Raw genomic sequence first — 21,947 nt, forward strand, 5'->3', positions numbered from 1 at the left:
GCCAGCGCGCAGTGATCAACAGCCCGGCCTAGCGCCAGAAGCATCTGGGTGAATGTGGACCTTCATCAATACAGCCAATAGAGGCACACACCATGGCATTCACTAGCACGATTCAAATCCTCAAGGTCTCCCAAGAGCTCAGCAAAAAGATCAACCCCGACACGGGCAAGCCCTACGAGTCCACTATCGCCCGAACGGCGCTGATCAACGATGACGGCGAGCTCGAAACCGTTGGCCGTCTCCGCGTTCCCCGTGATTTGGTGAACGTTGCGGCGGTCGGCGTCTTCCGCGCAGGCTTTGCGCTCCGCGTGCCTGACTACGGCGCGGATAAGGGTGATGTGGTGGCCGTTCTCACCAGCCTGACGCCCGTGCCCCCTGCCCGCACGGCTGCGCCTACTCCCGCTGCTCCCAAGGCCGCGTAATGTCCCCGGAAATCGACCTCGTCCACGTGGCCCAGCGGTTGGCCATCGTCGGCATCTGCAGCGGTTTCATAGGCGCGGCGCTGTGGCAACTGCTCGTTGGCTCCATGCACGTTCTGGCCCTGCGCCTTCACGCCCGCATGGCCCAGCGCCAGCGCATTGCAGACGCTCGCACTCGCGCCCATGGCTGACCCTGTCGTCATCGACTGCCCCAGCACCTGCACGGTGACTGTGGTGCATGAATTAAGCCTCCCTCCGCTGCAACTCGATACAGCGGATGGGGCAGCAATCGCGGGCGCCGTCCTCGCGGTCTGGGCTGTTGGCTGGGCATTTCGCATGCTCATCCGCGCTCTGAACATCGACGGCAATTCATCAACTTCAAAAGAGGAAACCTGAAATGACTCAAGCAATCAAGCGCGGCCTCGTCGCCGCTGGTGTTCTGGCCGCTGTGGGCTCGGCAAATGCTGCCGCCGTGGACGTCACGGCAGTGACTGCGGACATTGCTCTGCAAGCTGCCCCCATCGCCGCGATCGGTGCCGCAGTGCTGCTGATCTACGTGGGCGTCAAGGCCTTCCAGTGGGTGCGCAAGGCTCTGTCCTAAGCCGTCGCCCCAAGCGCTCCCTGACCGGCCGGCAGGGGCCTTGCAAAAGCTCACGCGGTGGGCTTCTTCAAGGTGCAAACAAATGGGCCTCTTCGTCATCATCGCCGTCTTGGGGGCCGCATGGTTCATCTTCACCGCCTAGCCCTCGCCGCGCTGCTCTCGCTGTTTGCGTGCAATGCCTTTGCTGCATTTCAAGCATGGTCGATCAGCTACGGCGATAAGACCTCACGCGGCACAAGTGCGGCAGATGCGTGCAGCGGTTTGGTCGGCGCACAGTACCTGTCTGCAACAGGCACAAACACAGTCATCACTGCGGCCATTGATGGCGATCAGTGCCACTACACCTACACCAGCAGCTGGGGCAGTGGCTACAACGGCGGCGGCACTGGCATACCGGTTCGCGGCCCTGATACCGCCTGCCCCAATCCTTATGACATCGAGCAGGGTGGCGCTTGCGTTCCCCGCAACTGCAACCCCGGTCAAGTACGTGTCAACGGCTTTTGTGTCAATCCACCGCCTTGTGACCCCGGATACACCCGCATAGCTGGCGAGTGCAAGAAAAACAACTGCCAAGCGGGCCCGGCGGGTGATTACACGGATCTGCCTGATCAGGTCACATACATCTGTGAGCAAAGCGGCGGCAAGTCCTGTCTTGTGCGCATAAAGCCGGATATCTGTGTTTCATTCAACGGGTCAACCTCCTGCAGCGGCGCTGGCCGCTTCACTGGTGCGTCATGCACTGGCGGCGGTGATGGCGGTTCATCCTCCCAAGGCCCTGGCGGCGGTGACACGGGCGGCAATACCGGGGGCGGAACCGGTGGGACTGGTGGCAACACTGGCGGCGGCACGGGTGGGACCGGTGGCAATACCGGGGGCGGTACTGGTGGCACTGGCGGCGGCACGGGTGGGGGCACTGGCGGCACCGGTGGCGGAACTGGTGGAACAGGCGGCAACACTGGGGGTGGCACGGGTGGCAACACGGGCGGCGGAACTGGTGGCGATACGGGCGGCGGTGGTCCGCGTCCGGTCCCTCCGGGCGATGAGACGGGGGCGCTCCCACCCCCTGAGCCAAAGCCCAAAGAACCTGATGGTTCTTGCCCCGCTGGCTACTCGCAAAGCGGTCGCTTCTGTGTGAAGAACCCCACGCCACCAGATGGCGACGGCACATGCCCTGCGGGCTCCGTCAAGATTGGCGATACCTGTGTCTACACGCAGCCCGGGGGCGGTGGCAGTGGCGGGGGTAGCGGTGGTGGTGGCGGTGGGAATGGTGACGGCGAAGGCGAAGAGGAGCAAAGCGGCTTCGGCGGTGCCTGCATGAGTGGCTTTTCATGTGAGGGCGACGCCATCCAATGCGCCATTGCTCAAGAGCAGCACCGCAGGGCCTGCAAGCTCTTTGATGACGAGTCACCCGAGTCGAAGCTCTACCAGGACAACAAAGGCAAAGAGGGCAACCAAACCGGCAACCTCCCCGGCAACGAGACCATCAGCATTGCCGGGCGCATCAATACATCAGACGCCATCGGCGGCGGCGGTTGCTTCGGTGACCTCAATCTGACGGTCTGGCACACCTCTGTCACCCTGCCTCTCTCGAATCTCTGTCAATACCTTGCCATGCTCGGCAACATCCTTGTGGCCGTGTCCATGCTCATGGCCGCCCGCATCATCACCAGGGGATAAACCATGCCCATCTTCATCGCTGCTATCGGCGGCATGCTTATCAACCTCGTCGGCACACTCGCGGGCCGCGTTCTGATCGCTCTGGGCATCAGCGTTGTGACCTATACCGGCGTGTCGTCCTCGCTGGACTGGTTGAAGGCTGGCGCTATCTCTGCGCTCAGTGGCCTGCCTGCTGATCTGTTCGGCCTCATCGGCTTCATGAAAGTTGGTGTGTGCATCAGCATCATCACCAGCGCAATTGTTGCTCGCGCCGTCATCAGCGGCGTATCTGGCGACACCTTCAAAAAGTGGGTCTTGAAATGATCTATCTGACGACAGGCGGCAACGGCGCGGGCAAAACCCTGTTCACCCTCAAAGACGTACGCGAGCAGCAACTCAAAGAAAACCGCCCCGTCTACTTCCACGGCTTCAAGGCCAAGCAGGTCTTGCTCGATTGGGGCTGGCAGGAATTCGACCCGAAGAGGTGGCAAGACCTGCCAGACGGCTCCATCTGCGTGATGGACGAGTGCCAAAACGAGTTTCCCGCGAAGGTCCAAGGCGAACTGCCTGACCCCCGGCGGCCACCCAAACTGCCCCACTTATGGCCACCCAAACTGCTCCACCTGGCCGGGGTGAGTTGACCCATTGATTTCGGTGAGTCAGGCGCCTCAGCTCTGACGTGCAGGACGTAACTTCCACCCCCTTGATCACAAGGGGGGATTCACGAGGTGAACGTCTTGAAGCCACATCTACAAACCACGATCTGGACGCTCCTGCGCGCGGGTAACACCCAGCGCGAGATTGAGCGCCGCACCGGCATCTCCCGCCACACCATCCGCGCCTGGGCTAAGCGCTTTGAGGCCCAGGGCGATCCGCCGCCCCCGTCGCCTGACGATTCAAACTGCCCCGGGGTGGCCACCGACCTGGTTGTGCCCCTGGCCAGCCAAACTGCTCCACCCCGGCCACCGGCTTTACTGCTGGCGCCTGCGCCGGCGGCCACCTCGCTGTGTGAGCCCCACCGCGCCTTCATCGAAGCTCAGTTGCGCTTGGGCCGCAATGCCACGGCCATCTACCAGGACCTGGTCGATGCCCACGGCTTTGCTGCACGCTACAACTCCGTCAAACGCTTCGTGGCGCGCATCCGGGTGCGTGAGCCTGAGCAGTTCGACCGCCTGAGCTTCCTGCCCGGCGAGGAGATGCAGGTGGACTTCGGCGAAGGCGCGCCCACCCGCGTGCCCGGCACCGACCGCTGGCGCAAGCCACGCCTGTTCGTGGCCACGCTTCGGTATTCGCGCCGCAGTTTCCGCCGCGTGGTCTGGAATTCTGGCCAACAGGTCTGGGCCGAACTGCACGAACAAGCCTGGCGCTACTTTGGCGGCTCGTGCCGATACGTGGTCCTGGACAACCTCAAGGAAGGCGTGCTCAAGCCCGACCTGTACGAGCCCGAGCTCAACCCCGTGTACGCCGCCACCCTGGCACACTACGAGGTCGTGGCCGACCCGGCGCGGGTACGTGACCCCAACCGCAAGGGCAGTGTCGAGAATGCCATTGGTCACACTCAGGCCACGGCACTCAAGGGCAAGCGCTTCGAGACCATTGAAGAACAGAACACCTACCTGGAGCACTGGGAGACCAAGTGGGCGGCCTCTCGCATCCACGGCTCAGAGCGCCGCCAGGTACAGGCCATGTTCGAAGAAGAGCGGCCCCACCTGCAGCCCTTGCCCACGCTGCCCATGGCGTACTTCCGTGACGAGCAGCGCACCGTGTGCGACGACGGCTGCGTGCGCGTGGCCCATTGCAGCTACGCCGCGCGGCCGGCGCACATTGGCACCAAGGTGCTGGTGCGCATCTTCGAGCGCCGCCTGGAGATTCGCGACCTACAGACCCAGGCCCTGCTGCGCACGCACACCTTGGCCGAGCGGCCAGGCACCGTGGTGCTGCCCATGGACGAGCGCGTCTTCAACCCCTCCCGCGAGACCCTCCACATCCTCAAGCAGGCCGATGCCATCGGCGTGGACGCCGCCCGGCTGTGCCAGATGCTGTTTGCCATCGAAGGCCGTGTGGGCCAGCGCAAGCTGTGGGGCATCGTGCACCTGGCCGACCGCTATCCACGCCAGATGGTCAACACCGCCTGTGCCCAGGCCATCGACGACGGTGTGCACAGCTACCGCCACGTCAAGGCCATCACCGAACGCCTGGTGGCGCAGGCTCTGGCCCAACTCGATGCCGCCCCGACAGCGACGCAGGCCGCACCCGCGAGCACCACGCAAACGCACGACCTCATCCGCAACCCACAGGAGTACGGCGAACTCTTCGCCATGGCCACAGCGGCCACGACACCCGCCATCACACCTCAAGGAGATTTCTTCGCATGACCGCCATGACCCCCCACGACATCGAGGCCACCCTGCGCAAGCTGCGCCTGTCAGGCATGGCTGAGACCCTGCAGACGCGCCTGATGCAGGCCCAGGCCGCTCAGGAGCCCTTTCTGGATACGCTCTCAGCCTTGCTGCAAGACGAACTCGACCGACGCCACAGCAGGCTGATGGCACGTCGCTTCAAGCTCTCCGGCCTGGATGAGAAGCCCTCCCTGGCCGACTTCGACTGGCGCTTCAACCCAAAGCTGCCGCGCGCAGCCTGCTTCGAGTTGCACACCTTGAAGTTCCTCAGCGAAGGCGCCAACGCCCTGATCGTAGGCAAGCCCGGCACCGGCAAGAGCCACATCGCCAAGGCCGTGGCCTACCAAGCCACCTTGCTCGGTCATGACGTGTCCTACATCGAAGCTGACAGCGAGTTCGCTCGCTATGCGCTGGCCGACGCCGACGAGCGCGCCAGTCTGCTCAAGGGCTGGGTGGCGGCCGACTTGCTGGTGCTCGATGACCTGTTCCTGGCAAGGCGCATCAGCGAGCATGCCGCCGAGTTGCTGCAGGCCCTGGTCCACCAGCGTTACAAGCTGCGCCGCTCCATCGTCATCACCTCCAACCGCGTCGTGCAGGACTGGGGTCGCTACCTGGGCGACGCGACCATGGCCACCACCATCCTCGATCGCCTCATGCACCGCTGCGCCATGCTGGAGTTCGAGGGCAAGAGCTACAGGCTCAAAGAGGCTGCTGCACGCCTGATCATCACCTCAGACCCCGCATAATCACCCCGTCCTGCCTGGAGCAGTTTGACTGGCCAACAGTGGAGCAGTTTGGGGTGGCCATCGGGGGCCTGACTACATCAACGCGGTAGCTCAGCACCGCCGCCGCCGTGGCTTTGACTTCTGGATGATCACGCCCCATCCAAGCCTGATCCATGTGAACATCCGGCGCCTGATCGAGTCGCCCAGTTGGCACCGCCACCTCAAGCGCACCGCAGGCGCGGCCATGGTGAGCGAACTCAAGTTCAACTTTGCTGAACTCAAGTGCGAGCAACCTAACTCCGGTGCCCGTGGTGTCGTAAGCATGCGGGCGTATCCCAAGGAGGTGTATGACTGGTACGAATCGGCCAGCCTTCACACCGCAAAGGTGCGCATCCCAAAGCAGGTCTGGATGCTCGTCGCCTGCGTATTGCTTGTGCCCGCGCTTGGCTATTTCGCTATCACTAAGGTCTATGGCAACGTCACAAAGCAGACCAAGCAACAGGACGCTACGCAAGGCATGCCCCCACCAGGTCAAGGCATGCCCGGCACACTGCCGCGCGAACGTCAGAAGCTCACAGCAGATGAATACATTGCCGACCGCATTGCGCGTCTGAAAGACTTCCCCCATAGCGCCCCTGCCTACGACGATGTGACTAGGCCCACCGAAGCGCCATACCCCGCAGCGTGCGTCCAGATGGGCAACGTTTGCAAGTGCTACACCCAGCAAGCCACCCTGTTGCAAGTGAGCGGCTCCGTGTGCCTCCAGATCGTGGCGCAAGGCTTCTTCATCGACTGGAAAGCTCAGGAGAAGGGCGATAGCGGGCGCAGAGATAGGGGCGACTACCGGCCCCACCCCGTCGCGGTCCCTGACGCTCAGCAAGTAGCTCAAGCGCCGCCGCCGCGCACTGTTCCTGTCCCCATGCCTGCGGCAAAGCCTGAGCCCTTCAAAACAACGTCCGAATGGGCGCAGGGCCTCGCCGCGCGGAATGCCCAGGTGCGTTCGAGTCTCGCCCAGTGAGGTACCGCATGCGCTCTGTTTCTGAGAGACAAACCGGGGGCCCCGAAGTGACGAATAGTCACGCGCCGAAGGCTCGGGGGTTGGGGTATGGGGCGACAGGCCCCATGGTGAACCGTTGTGCGGCCCGTACCCGTGTTACTGCTCCCCTCCTGCTGATCCAGATGGATCTGTTTGATACCCCTGCGTGGCATGGCTGCGCACCGGCACCGCTGACGCGAGCGAAGCGCGGCGGCGGGGCCGGGCGAAGCCCGGCCTAGATTTATCCCATAAACACTTTGGAACATCAGGCATAGACGCCTGAAAAAGGTGAACCCCGCAACAGCGCCAACTGTCCGGGGTTCGTGATGTCAACCACTACGACTGGTCAACATGATCCGCATTTTCGACGAAACCCGCCCTACTGCCAAATTCACTCCCGCTGAGCTGCTCGATATGCACCGCCGTGGCGTCCCCCTCGTTGCTTTCGAGGGAAAGATGGGTGATGGCATCAACGTCAAAGCCCACGATCTGGGCAACGGCCATATCGAGGTGACGGGGGTAGCCCCAACAAAGTGGGAAGAGCTCGATTGGTCCCCCATGGCGCTTGAGATGTACCTCGAGACGGTCATCAAGCATCGCGAAGACAACGCAGACGAACTGCGCGAGAAGTCCCTCACCATCGCCGCAAACAGGGCAAACGCGAAGGTTCGCAAGCTCTGCAAAGCCATGGGCGCCGATACCCTCCTAACGCTCACCTACCGGCAAAACGAACAGTGCGTAAAGCAGGCCAAAAAAGACTTGAAAGAGTTCGTGCGCCGTCTCCGCCGCGTCATGCCTGAATTCCGTGCTGTGGCCGTGTACGAAACCCAAAAGCGCGGCGCCATCCATTGGCACATCGCTACCGCCAATGTCCCCACGTTCTTCACCCAGTCCGGCCCCCATGGCCTCCCCTGCAAGGTGAAAAGCTTCAACGTCATCCGTTCAATCTGGCGCTCTGTGACGGGTGCACGTGAGGGCAACATCGACATAGCCCGGCGTAAGGCCTCCAGCAGGCGCAGCCCGGCCCAGATCGCCTCCTACATCGCAAAGTACATCGTCAAGGCATTTCGCGACGGTGAGGCGTTCTCTAACCGCTATTCAGCCTTCGGCGCCCCTGACGTCCCCAAGCCCGTCAACATGGGCCACTTCGCCACACCGCTGGCCGCTTGGGAGGCCGCTTATTCGTGTCTCTTGGACGTTCACGCCGTTGTCCTTGAACGGCTGTCGAAGTGGAAAGACTGGTTTGTTCTCTACGGCGAGTTGCCCTCAAAACGGGCTGTGGCTGCGTCGAAAGGATGAGGGGTGGGTATGGCTACCGCTCCTGTCGTTCGGCGTGTTGTTACCGGTAACGCAGCCCGTGGGAAAGTGCCTGCAAGTGATTCTCAGCGCGTGGCGAAATTTCGCTCAAAGCATGCGCGCCTTGATGTGCCTATTTCTTTACCGATTGGTAAAACTATCGAAGACCTAGCATCCCAATACGGCTGCAGTAAGGCGGTCGTCGTTCGGTCCCTGCTGCGTTTCGCGCTCACCAACAGGGACTGGAAAACGCAGGGTCTTCTATGGGGGGAGTGAATGGCTTTGATCGGTTATGCGCGCGTGTCTACAAAGGATCAGGAAACGCATTTGCAACTGGATGCACTTGCAAAGGCTGGCGTGCTAGAGGTGCGTCAAGAAAAGGGCAGTTCTGTCGGACCTAGGCCAGAGCTGCAGAAGCTGCTAGGTCAACTACGCCCCGGGGATGTTCTGGTGGTGTACAAAATGGACCGCGTTGCTCGGTCGCTGAAGGATTTGCTCTCCATCCTTGATCGCATCAAGGCTTCAGGGGCTGCAATCAGGTCGCTTACTGAGCCGCTAGACACATCTAGCCCGCTCGGCATCTTTATGATTCAGATACTGGGTGCTGTGGGCCAGCTTGAGCGGTCAATTACTCGGGAAAGAACTGTTGCCGGGCAGGTCGCTGCTATCAAGCGGGGCGTGACCTTTGGGCGTCCCAAGTTGCTCTCACCAGAGCAGGAATTGGCTGTTTTGGCCATGATTGATGGCGGTGCCACCCAGTCGGCAACAGCGCGTCACTTTGGGGTGTCTCTCATAGTGGTTCGTCGCTTGCGTGCAGAAAGAGCTGGGCGAAAAAATACCGGGCTGTACCCGGTATTGAGAGACTATCTTTGACATGCGTTGTCGGTGTCGTTGCCGTCTCCAAGTGTTGACTTTCATTACTTTTTTCTTTCAGCCTCGATAATACGGCCCATGCCCCAAATTCAACTGACTCCCGCCGAGCGCCGGGAACAACGCGCCAATGCCCACCACCTGGACCCCGTGGTCCTGATCGGCGGCGATGGCCTAACTCCTGCCGTGAAGAAAGAGGTGGATGCCGCCCTCAATGCCCACGGGCTCATCAAGGTCCGCGTCTTTGGCGATGACCGCGCCGCCCGCGAGTTGATGTACCAGGAACTCGCAGCCGAACTCAATGCAGCCCCCGTGCAGCACATTGGCAAACTGCTGGTGCTCTGGCGCCCCATGCCTGCCAAAGCCAAAACCGTGGATGAAGACCGCATGCCGGGCCCACGCGATGTCAAGGTGCTCAAGTTCAGCAAACAGGGCGGCCAACGCCCAGAAATCAAGCAATTGCGCGTGCTGGGCAACCAGCGCCTGACCTCAGGGGGCCAGATCAAGCGCGCCAAGCCCAAGCAGAAATCCATCAAGAAGCGCCAGGCAGACTGATGAATCCAGCGGCAGCATCTGCAGCCCCGGTCGGCTCGGCGCCTGTCCGCCACATTCTCTGCATGAAATGGGGCACGAAGTATGGCCCCGAGTACGTCAACCGGCTTTACGCCATGGTGCGGCGACATCTGAGCGGCGACTTCCGCTTTGTCTGCCTGACGGACGACGACAAAGGCATCCGCAGTGAGGTGCAATGCCTGCCCATCCCGCCGCTGGATCTGCCACCCGGCATTCCCGAGCGGGGCTGGACCAAGCTGGCGACCTTCAGCAGGGACCTGCACGGCTTGCGTGGCACGGCGCTGTTTCTCGACGTGGACGTGGTGATCACCGGATCGCTGGATGATTTTTTCACCCAGCCCGGCGAATTCCTGATCATCCATGACTACAAGCGCCCCTGGCGCATCACGGGCAACTCATCGGTTTACCGATTCGAGCTGGGCGCACATCCCGACGTGCTGGAGCACTTTCGCGGGCATTTCACCGAAATTCGCACACAGTTCCGCAATGAGCAAGCCTACCTGTCAGACTTCCTGCACCGGCAGGGCAAGCTGCAATACTGGCCTGCCGCTTGGTGCCCGAGCTTCAAATACCACGGCATTCCGCCCTGGCCCACCAACTACTGGCGTGCGCCCTTTGTACCGCCTGGTGCACGCATTGTGATTTTTCACGGGGAATGCAACCCCCCCGACGCGCTGGCCGGACGGCGCAACCGCCGTTTCCGCTATATCCGGCCCGCCGCCTGGGTGGCAGAGCACTGGCACGAGTAAGCGGCACGCAGCCCCCCTACCGGCATACGGACAGAAGCGCAAAAGTCAGCACCAATCCCCAAATGCCCCCCCGCCCTGCTCTCAGCCATCCGACTTGGGGATGGCTCCATCCGGGCGCAAGGTGTGCCACAGCACCACCAGCGCGCAACCCCATTGCAGCAGGTACAGCAACGACCCCACGCTGTGCCACAAACGCAGATCCTGGCGGGCCACGATGCGGGGCGCGACACCATACTGGTTGAGCAAAGCCAGCAGTAGGCCTCCCAGTATGAAAAGCATAGCAGCCTGTGCCCATGGATATTGCGACACAGCGTTTTTTGGTCTGGAAATCAGCAGCAATACCAGGCAACACGCCACGGCCACCCAGGTCTGGGCAGCAAAAAGCCGGGCCGCCATGTTGCCAGCCACAGAGGGGGACGGCAGATACGCGAACAACAGAGGCACCACCAGAAAGCCGATCGTGGTCAGGCTCCCCCACCAGAGGGCGGCCACCAAGGCGGGAAGACGGCGATGCATGCGTTGTGCGGCCTTGATGCTCACAGGTAGCTGACGGCTACCACTTCATAGCGACGGATGCCACCAGGGGCCTGAACCTCTGCGGTATCGCCCTCTTCCTTGCCGATCAACGCGCGCGCGATGGGGCTGGAGATATTGATCAGGCCTTGCTTCAGATCGGCCTCATCCTCACCCACGATCTGGTACTTCACGGAGTCACCGGAATCCTCGTCTTCCAGCTCCACCGTGGCACCAAACACCACCTTGCCGCCGCCATCCACGGCGCTCGGGTCGATGACCTGGGCCACGGACAGCTTGCCTTCAATCTCCTGAATGCGGCCTTCAATAAAGCCCTGCCGGTCCTTGGCCGCATCGTAGTCGGCGTTTTCGCTCAGATCGCCCTGAGCGCGCGCTTCAGCGATGGCCGTGATCACGGCGGGCCGTTCCACAGTCTTGAGGCGGTGCAGCTCTTCCTTGAGCTTTTCAGCGCCGCGCTTGGTAATCGGAATAGTGGCCATTTTGTTGAGACTCCACAAATCAAAACGGTGAAAGCGCAAAGCACTTCCACCGGTCAGCCGCCATGCCACACCCTGGGCAAGCCAGGCCATGTGAAAAGGCAATCTACAAAAGGAAACCGCCGCACGTTGCCGCGCGGCGGTGTTGGTTCAGTTGCGATTATGCCGTGTTTGCGGCGGCAAAAGCCACCACAAAAACCCGGTCAGGCCGCCAGCTGGGCGTGCAGTTCCTGCACCGAATACACATCCAACTTGTCCAGGTACTTCATGCCTTCCACGGCCGCCTCGGCACCAAAGATGGTGGTGAAGGTGGTCACACGGGCCAGCAGCGACGAGGTGCGGATCGCGCGCGAGTCTGCAATCGCATTGCGGCGCTCTTCAACGGTATTGATGACCATGACAATCTCATTGTTCTTGATCATGTCCACGATGTGCGGACGACCTTCCGTGACCTTATTGACCACCACCACCGGGACACCCGCCTCGGCAATGGCTGCAGCAGTACCCTTGGTCGCCACCAGGTCGAAGCCCAGCGCCACCAGCTGGCGGGCGATGTCCACCGCGCGGGGCTTGTCGTTGTTCTTCACGGTGAGGAACACCTTGCCCGAAGTCGGCAGCTTCGTGCCAGCGCCCAGCTGGCTCTTCACGAAGGCTTCGCCAAAGGTCTTGCCCACACCCATGACTTCGCCGGTGGACTTCATCTCGGGGCCGAGGATGGTGTCCACGCCAGGGAACTTGACGAAGGGGAACACCGCTTCCTTGACGCTGAAGTAAGGTGGTGTGACTTCCTTGGTGATGCCCTGCGAAGCCAGCGTCTGGCCCGCCATACAGCGTGCCGCGACCTTGGCCAGCTGGATGCCGGTGGCCTTGGAGACAAACGGCACCGTGCGCGAGGCGCGGGGGTTCACTTCCAGCACGTAGATGACGTCCTTGCCATCCACTTCCTGAATGGCGAACTGCACGTTCATCAGACCCACCACATTCAGGCCTTCGGCCATGGCAGCCGACTGGCGCTTGAGCTCATCCACCGTGGCTTGCTTGAGGTAGTACGGCGGCAGCGAACAGGCCGAATCGCCCGAGTGCACGCCGGCTTGCTCGATGTGCTCCATCACGCCACCGATGAAGGTCTTGCCTTCAGGGTCACGCAAACAGTCCACATCGCACTCGATGGCGTCATTCAGGAAGCGGTCCAGCAGCACGGGCGAGTCGTTGCTCACCTTCACAGCCTCGCGCATGTAGCGCTCCAGGTCGCGCTGTTCGTGCACGATTTCCATCGCACGGCCGCCCAGCACGTAGCTGGGGCGCACCACCAGGGGGTAACCCAGCGTGGCCGCCTTTTCCAGGGCCTCGGCTTCGGTACGTGCAGTGGCGTTGGGCGGCTGACGCAGGCCCAGGTCGCCCAGCAGCTTCTGGAAACGCTCGCGGTCTTCGGCCGCGTCGATCATGTCGGGGCTGGTGCCGATGATCGGCACGCCTTCGGCTTCCAGGCCCAGCGCGAGCTTGAGCGGCGTCTGGCCGCCGTACTGCACGATCACGCCGTGTGGTTTTTCCTTGTCCACGATTTCGAGCACGTCTTCCAGCGTCAGCGGTTCGAAGTACAGGCGGTCGGACGTGTCGTAGTCGGTAGAAACTGTCTCAGGGTTGCAGTTGACCATGATGGTTTCGTAGCCATCCTCGCGCATGGCGAGTGCGGCATGCACGCAGCAGTAGTCAAACTCGATGCCCTGGCCGATGCGGTTCGGGCCACCGCCCAGCACCATGATCTTTTTCTTGTCCGTGGGCGCGGCTTCGCACTCTTCCTCGTAGGTGGAGTACATGTAGGCCGTGTTGGTGGCGAACTCGGCAGCGCAGGTGTCCACGCGCTTGTAGACCGGGCGCACGTTGAGGGCACGGCGTGCTTCGCGCACCGACTTCTCGGTGGTTTTGAGCAGCTTGGCCAAGCGGCGGTCCGAGAAGCCCTTCTTCTTGAGCGTGCGCAGCGTGTCGGCGTCCAGCGATGCCAGTGCAGCGTCGCCCTTTTCTGCAGCGATCTTGTCCAGCTCCAGCTCGATCTTCACGATCTCTTCGATCTGCACCAGGAACCACTTGTCGATCTTGGTGAGGTCATACACCTCGTCCACCGACAGGCCCATGGCAAACGCGTCGCCCACGTACCAGATGCGCTCGGGACCGGGCTCGCCCAGTTCCTTTTCGAGCACTTCGCGGTCCTGGGTCTTTTCGTTCATGCCGTCCACGCCCACTTCCAGGCCGCGCAGGGCTTTCTGGAAGGATTCCTGGAAGGTACGGCCCATGGCCATGACCTCGCCCACCGACTTCATCTGCGTGGTCAGGCGGCTGTCGGCCGTGGGGAATTTCTCGAACGCGAAACGCGGGATCTTGGTGACAACGTAGTCGATCGAAGGCTCGAAAGATGCGGGCGTGGCGCCGCCCGTGATTTCGTTCTTCAGCTCATCGAGCGTGTAGCCCACGGCCAGCTTGGCCGCGACCTTGGCAATCGGGAACCCTGTGGCCTTGGACGCTAGCGCCGACGAACGCGACACGCGCGGGTTCATCTCGATGACGATCATGCGGCCGTCCTTCGGATTGACCGAGAACTGCACGTTGGAGCCGCCGGTGTCCACGCCGATCTCGCGCAGTACCGCGAGAGAGGCGTTGCGCATGATCTGGTATTCCTTGTCGGTCAGCGTCTGGGCCGGGGCCACGGTGATCGAGTCGCCCGTGTGCACGCCCATCGGGTCCAGGTTTTCGATGGAGCAGATGATGATGCAGTTGTCCGCCTTGTCGCGGACCACTTCCATCTCGTACTCCTTCCAGCCGAGCAGCGATTCTTCGATCAGCAGCTCGTTGGTGGGAGAGGCTTCCAGGCCGCGCTTGCAGATGGTTTCGAACTCTTCGGGGTTGTAGGCAATGCCACCGCCCGTGCCGCCCAGCGTGAAGCTGGGGCGGATCACCGTGGGGAAGCCCACGCTCTTTTGGACCGCCCAGGCTTCGTCCATGCTGTGGGCAATGCCCGAGCGCGCGGAGCCAAGACCAATCTTGGTCATGGCATCCTTGAACTTCAGGCGGTCTTCGGCCTTGTCGATGGCTTCGGGTGTGGCGCCGATCAGCTCGACCTTGTACTTGTCGAGCACGCCGTTGCGCCACAGGTCCAGCGCGCAGTTCAGCGCGGTCTGGCCGCCCATGGTGGGGAGGATGGCATCGGGACGTTCCTTGGCGATGATCTTCTCGACCGTCTGCCAGGTGATGGGCTCGATGTAGGTGACGTCGGCGGTGGCCGGGTCGGTCATGATCGTTGCAGGGTTGCTGTTGATCAGGATGACCTTGTAGCCTTCTTCGCGCAGGGCCTTGCAGGCCTGCACGCCGGAGTAGTCGAACTCGCAAGCCTGGCCGATGATGATCGGGCCGGCGCCGATGATGAGGATCGATTTGAGGTCTGTGCGCTTTGGCATTATTTCTTCTCCATCAGCGCGGTGAAGCGGTCAAACAGGTAGGCGATGTCGTGCGGGCCGGGCGATGCCTCGGGGTGGCCCTGGAAGCAGAACGCAGGCTTGTCGGTGCGCTCCAGGCCTTGCAGCGTGCCGTCGAACAGGCTGATGTGCGTGGGGCGCAGCGTGGCGGGCAGCGAGGCCATGTCCACGGCAAAACCGTGGTTCTGGCTGGTGATGCTCACGCGGCCGTTGTCCAGGTCCTTCACCGGGTGGTTGGCACCGTGGTGGCTGTTGTCCATCTTGAAGGTCTTGGCGCCGCTGGCCAGAGCCATGATCTGGTGGCCCAGGCAGATGCCGAAGGTGGGCACGCCCGCTTCGACGATCTGGCGGGTGGCTTCGATGGCGTAGTCGCAGGGCTCTGGGTCGCCAGGGCCGTTGGACAGAAACACGCCGTCCGGCTTCATGGCCAGCACGTCGGCCGCTGGCGTCTTGGCGGGCACCACGGTGAGCTTGCAGCCACGCTCGGCCAGCATGCGCAGGATGTTTTTCTTGACGCCAAAGTCGTACGCCACCACATGGAAGCGCGGCGCAGCCTGCGTGCCATAGCCTTCACCCAGCTTCCACTCGGTCTGGTCCCAGGTGTAGGTCGCAGGGGTGGTCACCACCTGGGCCAGGTCCAGGCCCTTCATGCTGGGCGCAGCCTTGGCAGCCTCCAGGGCTTCGTCGATGCGCGCCTGCGTGACGGTCTCACCGGCTGCCAGGCCCAGGATGGCACCGTTCTGCGCACCCTTGTCGCGCAGCAGGCGGGTGAGCTTGCGGGTGTCGATGTTGGCAATGGCCACCGTCTTTTCGCGCACGAGGTACTGCGAAAGCGTTTCGGTGGATCGGAAGTTGCTGGCCAGAAGTGGCAGGTCTTTGATGATCAGGCCTGCAGCATGGACCTTGTCGGCCTCGATGTCTTCCGCATTGACGCCGTAATTGCCGATGTGCGGATACGTCAGGGTGACGATCTGCTGGCAGTAGCTGGGGTCGGTGAGGATTTCCTGGTAGCCGGTGATGGCGGTGTTGAACACCACTTCGCCGACCGTGGTGCCGGTGGCACCGATCGAGTTACCGATAAAGACCGTGCCGTCTGCGAGCGCCAGGATGGCGGGCGGGAAGTTTCCCTTGAGAGACAAAAGCACTGGGTTCTCCGGATGGTTACGGTCGCCCGGCGCCTGCAGACCATTCGCACACTCGAAGTGCGATGGTGCCAATGGCTGCTCTCAGATGGGTTGTTGCTTTGGGTGCGGTCGGGCGACGCTGTTGCGAGAAAAGCTCCCGATTATACCCTTGGCCCCGGCCTTCACATCAAATGCACGTCTTGCATAACCTTGTTACGTAAGCAAACGTTCTCAGTGTTGCGGGCGGTGCCACCCCACCTAGACTGCGCCGCTGATCTTCACCCAACCAAGGACACGCATCCATGCGCCCCTTCGCCCGTCTTCTGCCTGTTGCCCTTGCCTGCAGCTTTGCTGCCATGGCAGCCCATGCCATCGAACTGGCCAAGTACCCCCAGGTTTTTGTAGCTCCACAGGGGGTGGAAGTGGTGCTGGCCCCCACGGCCGATGGCAAGCAGGCGCTGGTGCGCGTGAGTGGCATCAATGACCCCATCGATCAGGTGGTGTTCTTGAGCACCCGCGAATCCCAGGGCTCGGCGCGCGAGGTCTACACCACCCGCATCGACGGCCGCAGCTATGGCTTGCTGCACAAACAAAACCACGCGTACCGTGGTGGCGACCAGTATGTGGTGTATCTGCCCGGCCAGCGGGATGGGGTTTCGCTGGCTTTCAGCGACGACAAAAGCAAGGCATTCAAACTGGCCGACCTGCAAGCCAGCTACGAGCGCCAGCAAAAACAGGGGGTGCAGGAGAAGCTGGGCCGCTTTGACCGCAACAAGCGACTGGCAGGCGCCCAGGCAGAACTCGCCAGGCTGGACCAGGCGGCCAGCGCTTCTTGTGGCACCCCCGTGAAGACCACGGTGGACTGGACCGGCATCGATGACGAAAAGCTGCAGACCCTCAGCATCCCCAGCTTCTGCGGCGTGGTGGCCTCCGAGATCGACAGCGCCTGCCGCAACAGCCCCCAGTTCAAGCCAATGGCTGCAGGCCTGGGCCAGATCCAGTGCCACTTTGGCCCCCAGCTCAAGATCCGGGTGGAAAGCCAGCAAGTGGTCTTCAGCACCGAAAAGGACGCGCCCAACCAGGAAGAATTCGTGCGCCAGTTCCTGCGCAACCAATAACGAACGCCTGCTTCACACCAAGGCCTTTGCCTTGCGCCCGGCGTACACCCTTGAGTGTTCCGCCCGAGAGGCCGGGCAATGCTCAGCGCCCAGCGCCGCTGGCGTGCAGGCAGATGGCCGCAGCCGCCGCCACGTTCAGCGACTCCTCGCCCCCCGGCTGGGCAATGCGGATGCACTGGGCGGCCCGCTCCTCCAAAGCGGACGAAACACCCTGCCCTTCATGCCCCATGACCCAGGCGCAGGGCCAAGGCAGAGCAGCGCGGTGCAGATAGTCGCCAGCGTGCGAGCTGGTCACCAAGAGGGGCACCTTGAGCGCCTGGACATCCTCCAGCCCCACGCCCTCGATCAAATCCAGCGCAAAGTGCGCGCCCATGCCAGCACGCAAGACCTTGGGTGACCACAGGGCCGCACTGCCCTTGATGGCCACCACCTGCCGAAACCCGAACGCCGAGGCGCTGCGCAGGATGGAACCCACATTGCCCGCGTCCTGCACCCGGTCAAGCACCACGGTCGCCGCATCAGGCCGCAACGCGGCAGAGGCTGGCAAGTCCAGAATGAAACCCATGCGCGCCGGGGACTCCAGCCCGCTGATGTCCGCAAACAGTGCGTCGGCCAATACTATTGTTTTGATAGCACTTTGGGCATACTCATCGCGCGCAAGAGGCCAAAAAGACTCTGAAAAAACTGCCACCGAGGCACGCAGCCCCCGCGTCAGCGCGGCGCGGCAGAGGTGGTCCCCCTCCAGCCACACGCGGCCCTGCTTGCGGTAGGCCGTGGTGTCCTGGGCCAGGCGGCGCAAGTCCTTGACGAAGGTGTTGTCCCGGGAGTGGATGGCAATCACAGACGAAGAAGTCATCGGTAGTCTCTTGCGGGCCGCTCAGGTCGGCAGGCTCTGGGCCACCGGAGCAAACGAGCGCCGGTGGTGAATGCACGCGCCATGCTCCCGCAAGGCCGCCAGGTGCACAGCGGTGCCATAGCCCTTGTGCCCCGCAAAGCCATATTGGGGAAACTCATCATGCACCTGCACACACCAGCGGTCCCGGTGCACCTTGGCCAGAATGGACGCTGCCGAGATCGCGGGCACCAGCGCATCGCCTTTGACGATGGCTTCTGCAGGCACGTCCAGCACGGGCAACCGGTTGCCATCCACCAGCACCATCACAGGCTTGAGGCGCAAGCCCATCACGGCGCGCCGCATGGCCAGCAACGTGGCCTGCAGGATGTTGAGCCGGTCAATCTCTTCGACACTGGCTTCGGCAATACAAAAACAAAGTGCCTTGGCACGGATTTCGTCGTACAACTTCTCGCGCCGCGCTGGCGTGAGCTTCTTGGAATCGGCCAAGCCCGCAATGGGATGCAGGTCGTCCAGGATGACAGCGGCAGCCACCACCGGCCCCGCCAGGGGGCCCCGGCCCGCTTCGTCCACACCGGCCACCAGACCAGGAGGGTGCCACGGCAGGCAAGCCTGCTCAGGCTGCGGGAGAGAGGATTTTCTGGATCGCATCGGCAGCCAGTTGGGGGGTATTGCGCTGCAGGCTTTCGTGCAACGCAGCGAAGCGCTGCTCCAGCCGCGCTATTTTTTCGGGGTTGTTGCGCCGCGCGTCCAGCCACTCCAGCGTGGCTGCGCACAGTGCTTGTGGTGTGGCGGCATCCTGGATCAGTTCGGGCACCACAAACTCGCGGCACAGGATGTTGGGCAAGCCGACCCAGGGCTGCAGCTGCTTGCGGCGCATGAGCCACCAGCTCAGCGGGTGCATGTGGTAGCCGATGACCATGGGGCGCTTGAACAGCGCGGCTTCGAGCGTGGCGGTGCCACTGGCAATCAGCGTGGCGTCGCAGGCAGCCAGCACCGTGTGGGACTGCCCCGCGATGATCTGCAGAACATCACCCACACCACAGGCCTGGGCAATCTGCTCGATGCGGCCGCGCAGCGCCGGGACGGCAGGAACTATCAATTTAATAGCTGGTCGGGCTTGCCGAATCAGCGCAGCAGCCTCAAAAAAGGGTCGAGCGATGTACTGAATCTCCGACGACCGGCTGCCAGGCAGGATGGCCAGCACCTCATCACCATCCTGCAGGCCCAGCTGCGCGCGTGCCGCTGCACGGTCGGACACCATGGGGATCACCCCCGCCAGGGGATGGCCCACATAGGTGGCGGCAATGCCGTGCTGCGCGAGCAACTCCGGCTCGAAGGGGAAGATACACAGCACATGGTCTGCACTGCGGCGGATTTTTTCGACCCGATCGGCGCGCCAGGCCCAGATGGAAGGGCACACGAAGTGCACCGTCTTGACGCCGGCGGCACGCAGATCGGCCTCCAGCCCCAGGTTGAAGTCGGGGGCGTCCACGCCGATGAACACATCGGGGCGGTCCTTGAGCAGACGCTCGCGCAGCTGCTTGCGGATGCCCAACAGTTCGCGCAGACGGCGCAACACTTCCATGCTGTAGCCGTGCACGGCCAGTTTGTCGCTGGGCCACCAGGCGCTGAAGCCCCGGCGCACCATCTGCGGGCCACCAATCCCGCAGGACTGCAACCCTGGCCAATGGGCCTGCATGCCGTCGATCAGCAGACCGGCGAGCAAATCGCCCGACGTCTCGCCCGCCACCATGGCGATGCGGGGGGAAACACTCATCACCGCCCCTCAGCGCGCAATGCCGCGCGTGGAGGCGTCGAGGAACGCCAGCACCAGTGCGACATCGGAAGCCGCATCAGGGTGGGAGGCTGGCAAGTCGGCCATGGCGGCACGCGCAGCCTCCAGCGTCAGCCCCTGGCGGTACAGCGCACGGTGCACCTGCTTGATGCCCGCCACGCGTTCGGCCGAGAAACCCCGACGGCGCAGCCCTTCCAGGTTCAACCCACGCACGGAGAGCGGGTTGCCATCGACCATCATGAACGGCGGCACATCCTGCGACACCGCGCTGGAGAACCCGATCATGGCGTGCGCCCCCACCTTCACGAACTGGTGAATGCCTGTGAGCCCGCCCACCGTGACCCAGTCTCCGATCAGCACATGGCCGGCCAGTGTGGTGTTGTTGGCCATGGTCGTGTGATTGCCCACATGGCAGTCGTGTGCGATGTGGGTGTAGGCCATGATCCAGTTGTCGTCGCCGATGCTGGTCTTGCCGCCTGCGCCCGGAACGCCCCGGTTGAAAGTACAGAACTCGCGCACCGTGTTGCGGTCGCCGATGACCAGCTCAGTGTCCTCGCCCCTGTACTTCTTGTCCTGCGGATCCGCCCCCAGGGATGCAAACTGGAAAATCCGGTTGTCCTTGCCGATGGTGGTCCGGCCCTGGATCACGCAATGAGGGCCCACGGAACTGCCAGGGCCGATCACGACCTGCGCACCGATCACCGCATAGGGCCCCACCGTGACAGAGGGGTCGATGCGGGCACCCGCCTCAACAATGGCAGTGGGATGAATGTTGCTCACGATCCGATGGTCTGAGTCGGTCAGCCCACGCTGCGCATGGTGCACATGAGTTCGGCCTCGCAGGCCACTTCGTCACCCACGCTGGCCACACCCTTGAACTTCCAAATGCCGCCGCGAACGCGGTCAATGGTGATGGTCAGGATCAGCTGGTCACCCGGCTCCACCGGGCGCTTGAAGCGTGCGCCATCGATGCCAACAAAGTAGTAGATGTTGTTTTCATCGGGCACTTTGCCCATGGCATCGAAGGCCAACAACCCGGCCGCCTGGGCCAGCGCTTCGAGGATCAGCACGCCGGGCATCACGGGGCGCCCTGGGAAATGCCCGCCGAAATAAGGCTCGTTGAAGGTGACGTTCTTGATCGCCTTGATGCGGGTGTTGCTCTCAAGCTCAATCACCTTGTCCACCAGCAGGAAGGGGTAGCGGTGCGGCAGTTGCTTGAGAATTGCGTGGATATCCATCATCGAGTTGTTCTTCCGTTCATGCTGCTTTCAATGCCTGCTCCAGCGCCTTGATGCGCTCGCGCAGACTGTGCAATTGTTTGAGTGTCGCAGCGTTCTTTTCCCAGCGCGCATTGTCGTCGATGGGAAACATGCCCGTGTACTGGCCGGGCTGGGTCAGGGAGCGGGTGACGACCGTGGCCGCCGAGATATGCACGTTGTCGGCCAGCTCCAGGTGCCCCAGCACAATCGCGCCTCCGCCCACAGTGCAATGCGCTCCGATGGTGGCGCTGCCTGCAATGCCCACACACCCAGCCATCGCAGCATGTTTGCCGATGTGCACGTTGTGCCCCACCTGGATCAAGTTGTCGAGCTTCACGCCGTCTTCGATCACGGTGTCCTGCAGCGCGCCCCGGTCAATGCAGGTGTTGGCGCCGATTTCGACATCATCGCCAATGCGCACCGCGCCCAGTTGCTCGATCTTGACCCATTGCCCATTTTCGGGCGCGAAGCCAAACCCATCGGCGCCAATCACCACGCCAGAATGCACGATGCAACGCGCGCCCACGTGGCAGTCCTCGCCCACGGTGACCCGCGACTTGAGCACAGTGCCCGCCCCAACATGCGCACCGCGCTCGACCACGCACAGCGGGCCGATGCTCGCTGTGGGATGCACCTGGGCCGTGGGGTCCACCACCGCACTGGGGTGTATGCCAGCTGGCCGCGCAGGCGCATTGCGCTGCCGCCACAGCTGGGTGGCACGCGCAAAATAGACATAGGGGTTGTCTGCAACGATGCAGGCACCCCGCGCCAATGCCGCCTCACGCAGGGCAGGCGCCACAATGACACAGGCCGCCCGGGAGGCGGCCAGTTGCTGTTGGTAGCGCGGGTTGCTCAGGAAACTGAGGTCCCCCGGGCCTGCAACCTCCAGTGGCGCGATGCGGGCAATGGCGGTGTCACGCGCCCCTCCCTCCAGCGAACCACCGAGCGCATCAACAATGTGCCCGAGAAGCAAGCTGCTCACGCGCCACCTGTC

Annotated in this window: 25 protein-coding genes; 15 read left to right on the forward strand and 10 right to left on the reverse strand. The window is 62.7% G+C overall.

Features of this window, described 5'->3' with window-relative positions:
• Positions 1-92 precede the first annotated feature (92 nt).
• From ACSQ3O_RS16470 to ACSQ3O_RS16535, 14 genes are all read left to right on the forward strand, one after another.
• Positions 93-422 carry a hypothetical protein gene (locus tag ACSQ3O_RS16470; RefSeq protein ID WP_436139692.1) on the forward strand — a complete coding sequence of 110 codons (330 nt, stop codon included), beginning with the start codon at positions 93-95 and terminating at the stop codon, positions 420-422.
• Positions 422-610, forward strand: a complete 189-nt coding sequence (locus ACSQ3O_RS16475; RefSeq protein ID WP_436139693.1) for a hypothetical protein — start codon at positions 422-424, stop codon at positions 608-610. Before ACSQ3O_RS16470 ends, ACSQ3O_RS16475 begins: the two co-directional genes overlap by 1 nt.
• Positions 603-815, forward strand: a complete 213-nt coding sequence (locus tag ACSQ3O_RS16480) for a hypothetical protein (protein ID WP_436139694.1) — start codon at positions 603-605, stop codon at positions 813-815. The genes ACSQ3O_RS16475 and ACSQ3O_RS16480 overlap by 8 nt, the downstream gene beginning before the upstream one ends.
• A 1-nt stretch (position 816) precedes the next feature.
• On the forward strand, positions 817-1,020 hold the full coding sequence (locus ACSQ3O_RS16485; RefSeq protein WP_436139695.1) for a major capsid protein: 204 nt from the start codon (positions 817-819) through the stop codon (positions 1,018-1,020).
• A gap of 1,131 nt (positions 1,021-2,151) precedes the next feature.
• On the forward strand, positions 2,152-2,697 hold the full coding sequence (locus ACSQ3O_RS16490) for a virulence factor TspB C-terminal domain-related protein (RefSeq protein ID WP_436139696.1): 546 nt from the start codon (positions 2,152-2,154) through the stop codon (positions 2,695-2,697).
• Positions 2,698-2,700: 3 nt separating this feature from the next.
• The gene (locus ACSQ3O_RS16495) at positions 2,701-3,000 is read left to right on the forward strand and encodes a DUF2523 domain-containing protein (RefSeq protein ID WP_436139697.1); all 300 of its coding nucleotides are present in this window, start codon (positions 2,701-2,703) and stop codon (positions 2,998-3,000) included.
• On the forward strand, positions 2,997-3,317 hold the full coding sequence (locus ACSQ3O_RS16500; RefSeq protein WP_436139698.1) for a hypothetical protein: 321 nt from the start codon (positions 2,997-2,999) through the stop codon (positions 3,315-3,317). The genes ACSQ3O_RS16495 and ACSQ3O_RS16500 overlap by 4 nt, the downstream gene beginning before the upstream one ends.
• Positions 3,318-3,404: 87 nt before the next feature.
• On the forward strand, positions 3,405-5,051 hold the full coding sequence (gene istA, locus ACSQ3O_RS16505) for an IS21 family transposase (RefSeq protein WP_374258795.1): 1,647 nt from the start codon (positions 3,405-3,407) through the stop codon (positions 5,049-5,051).
• 5 nt (positions 5,052-5,056) lie between these two features.
• Complete coding sequence (gene istB / locus ACSQ3O_RS16510) at positions 5,057-5,821, forward strand: IS21-like element helper ATPase IstB (protein WP_374258801.1); 765 nt, start codon at positions 5,057-5,059, stop codon at positions 5,819-5,821.
• A 76-nt stretch (positions 5,822-5,897) separates the two neighbouring features.
• Positions 5,898-6,818, forward strand: coding sequence for a hypothetical protein (locus ACSQ3O_RS16515; RefSeq protein WP_436141136.1), 921 nt, complete (start codon positions 5,898-5,900; stop codon positions 6,816-6,818).
• Between the two features lie 369 nt (positions 6,819-7,187).
• Entirely contained in the window at positions 7,188-8,135 is a 948-nt protein-coding gene (locus ACSQ3O_RS16520; RefSeq protein WP_436139699.1) for a rolling circle replication-associated protein, read from the forward strand.
• A gap of 273 nt (positions 8,136-8,408) precedes the next feature.
• On the forward strand, positions 8,409-9,005 hold the full coding sequence (locus ACSQ3O_RS16525) for a recombinase family protein (protein ID WP_436139700.1): 597 nt from the start codon (positions 8,409-8,411) through the stop codon (positions 9,003-9,005).
• A gap of 78 nt (positions 9,006-9,083) precedes the next feature.
• Positions 9,084-9,557 (forward strand): YhbY family RNA-binding protein, encoded by a 474-nt coding sequence (locus ACSQ3O_RS16530; RefSeq protein ID WP_137748309.1) that lies wholly within the window; start codon positions 9,084-9,086, stop codon positions 9,555-9,557.
• Positions 9,557-10,324 (forward strand): glycosyltransferase, encoded by a 768-nt coding sequence (locus ACSQ3O_RS16535; protein WP_436139701.1) that lies wholly within the window; start codon positions 9,557-9,559, stop codon positions 10,322-10,324. Before ACSQ3O_RS16530 ends, ACSQ3O_RS16535 begins: the two co-directional genes overlap by 1 nt.
• Before the next feature lie 81 nt (positions 10,325-10,405).
• On the opposite strand, the gene ACSQ3O_RS16540 is transcribed toward ACSQ3O_RS16535, so the two are convergent.
• From ACSQ3O_RS16540 to carA, 4 genes are all read right to left on the reverse strand, one after another.
• Positions 10,406-10,840 (reverse strand): DUF4149 domain-containing protein, encoded by a 435-nt coding sequence (locus ACSQ3O_RS16540; RefSeq protein ID WP_436141137.1) that lies wholly within the window; start codon positions 10,838-10,840, stop codon positions 10,406-10,408.
• Between the two features lie 20 nt (positions 10,841-10,860).
• On the reverse strand, positions 10,861-11,337 hold the full coding sequence (gene greA, locus ACSQ3O_RS16545) for a transcription elongation factor GreA (protein WP_137748311.1): 477 nt from the start codon (positions 11,335-11,337) through the stop codon (positions 10,861-10,863).
• A gap of 200 nt (positions 11,338-11,537) precedes the next feature.
• Positions 11,538-14,783: a carbamoyl-phosphate synthase large subunit gene (gene carB, locus ACSQ3O_RS16550; protein WP_110959065.1), complete on the reverse strand. Its 3,246-nt coding sequence runs from the start codon at positions 14,781-14,783 to the stop codon at positions 11,538-11,540.
• Positions 14,783-15,946, reverse strand: a complete 1,164-nt coding sequence (carA, locus tag ACSQ3O_RS16555; protein WP_436139702.1) for a glutamine-hydrolyzing carbamoyl-phosphate synthase small subunit — start codon at positions 15,944-15,946, stop codon at positions 14,783-14,785. The genes carB and carA overlap by 1 nt, the downstream gene beginning before the upstream one ends.
• Positions 15,947-16,227: 281 nt before the next feature.
• Here carA and ACSQ3O_RS16560 point away from each other — a divergent pair, with 281 nt between their 5' ends.
• On the forward strand, positions 16,228-17,043 hold the full coding sequence (locus tag ACSQ3O_RS16560) for a hypothetical protein (RefSeq protein WP_436139703.1): 816 nt from the start codon (positions 16,228-16,230) through the stop codon (positions 17,041-17,043).
• Between the two features lie 82 nt (positions 17,044-17,125).
• Here ACSQ3O_RS16560 and ACSQ3O_RS16565 read toward each other — a convergent pair whose 3' ends face one another.
• From ACSQ3O_RS16565 to lpxD, 6 genes are read right to left on the reverse strand one after another with little or no spacing between them, the layout of a single operon-like run.
• Complete coding sequence (locus ACSQ3O_RS16565; RefSeq protein ID WP_436139704.1) at positions 17,126-17,899, reverse strand: TrmH family RNA methyltransferase; 774 nt, start codon at positions 17,897-17,899, stop codon at positions 17,126-17,128.
• 21 nt (positions 17,900-17,920) lie between these two features.
• A complete protein-coding gene (gene rnhB, locus ACSQ3O_RS16570; RefSeq protein WP_436139705.1) occupies positions 17,921-18,547 on the reverse strand; it encodes a ribonuclease HII in 627 nt (208 codons plus the stop codon).
• On the reverse strand, positions 18,513-19,676 hold the full coding sequence (gene lpxB / locus ACSQ3O_RS16575) for a lipid-A-disaccharide synthase (protein ID WP_436139706.1): 1,164 nt from the start codon (positions 19,674-19,676) through the stop codon (positions 18,513-18,515). The genes rnhB and lpxB overlap by 35 nt, the downstream gene beginning before the upstream one ends.
• 9 nt (positions 19,677-19,685) lie before the next feature.
• Positions 19,686-20,474, reverse strand: coding sequence for an acyl-ACP--UDP-N-acetylglucosamine O-acyltransferase (gene lpxA, locus ACSQ3O_RS16580; RefSeq protein ID WP_436139707.1), 789 nt, complete (start codon positions 20,472-20,474; stop codon positions 19,686-19,688).
• A gap of 20 nt (positions 20,475-20,494) precedes the next feature.
• The gene (fabZ, locus tag ACSQ3O_RS16585) at positions 20,495-20,935 is read right to left on the reverse strand and encodes a 3-hydroxyacyl-ACP dehydratase FabZ (RefSeq protein ID WP_056163632.1); all 441 of its coding nucleotides are present in this window, start codon (positions 20,933-20,935) and stop codon (positions 20,495-20,497) included.
• A 16-nt stretch (positions 20,936-20,951) separates the two neighbouring features.
• Positions 20,952-21,935 (reverse strand): UDP-3-O-(3-hydroxymyristoyl)glucosamine N-acyltransferase, encoded by a 984-nt coding sequence (lpxD, locus tag ACSQ3O_RS16590; RefSeq protein WP_137748318.1) that lies wholly within the window; start codon positions 21,933-21,935, stop codon positions 20,952-20,954.
• Positions 21,936-21,947: the final 12 nt, after the last annotated feature.

Source organism: Acidovorax sp. LjRoot74 (assembly GCF_964254355.1).
In the GTDB taxonomy this organism is placed as follows: domain Bacteria; phylum Pseudomonadota; class Gammaproteobacteria; order Burkholderiales; family Burkholderiaceae_C; genus Acidovorax.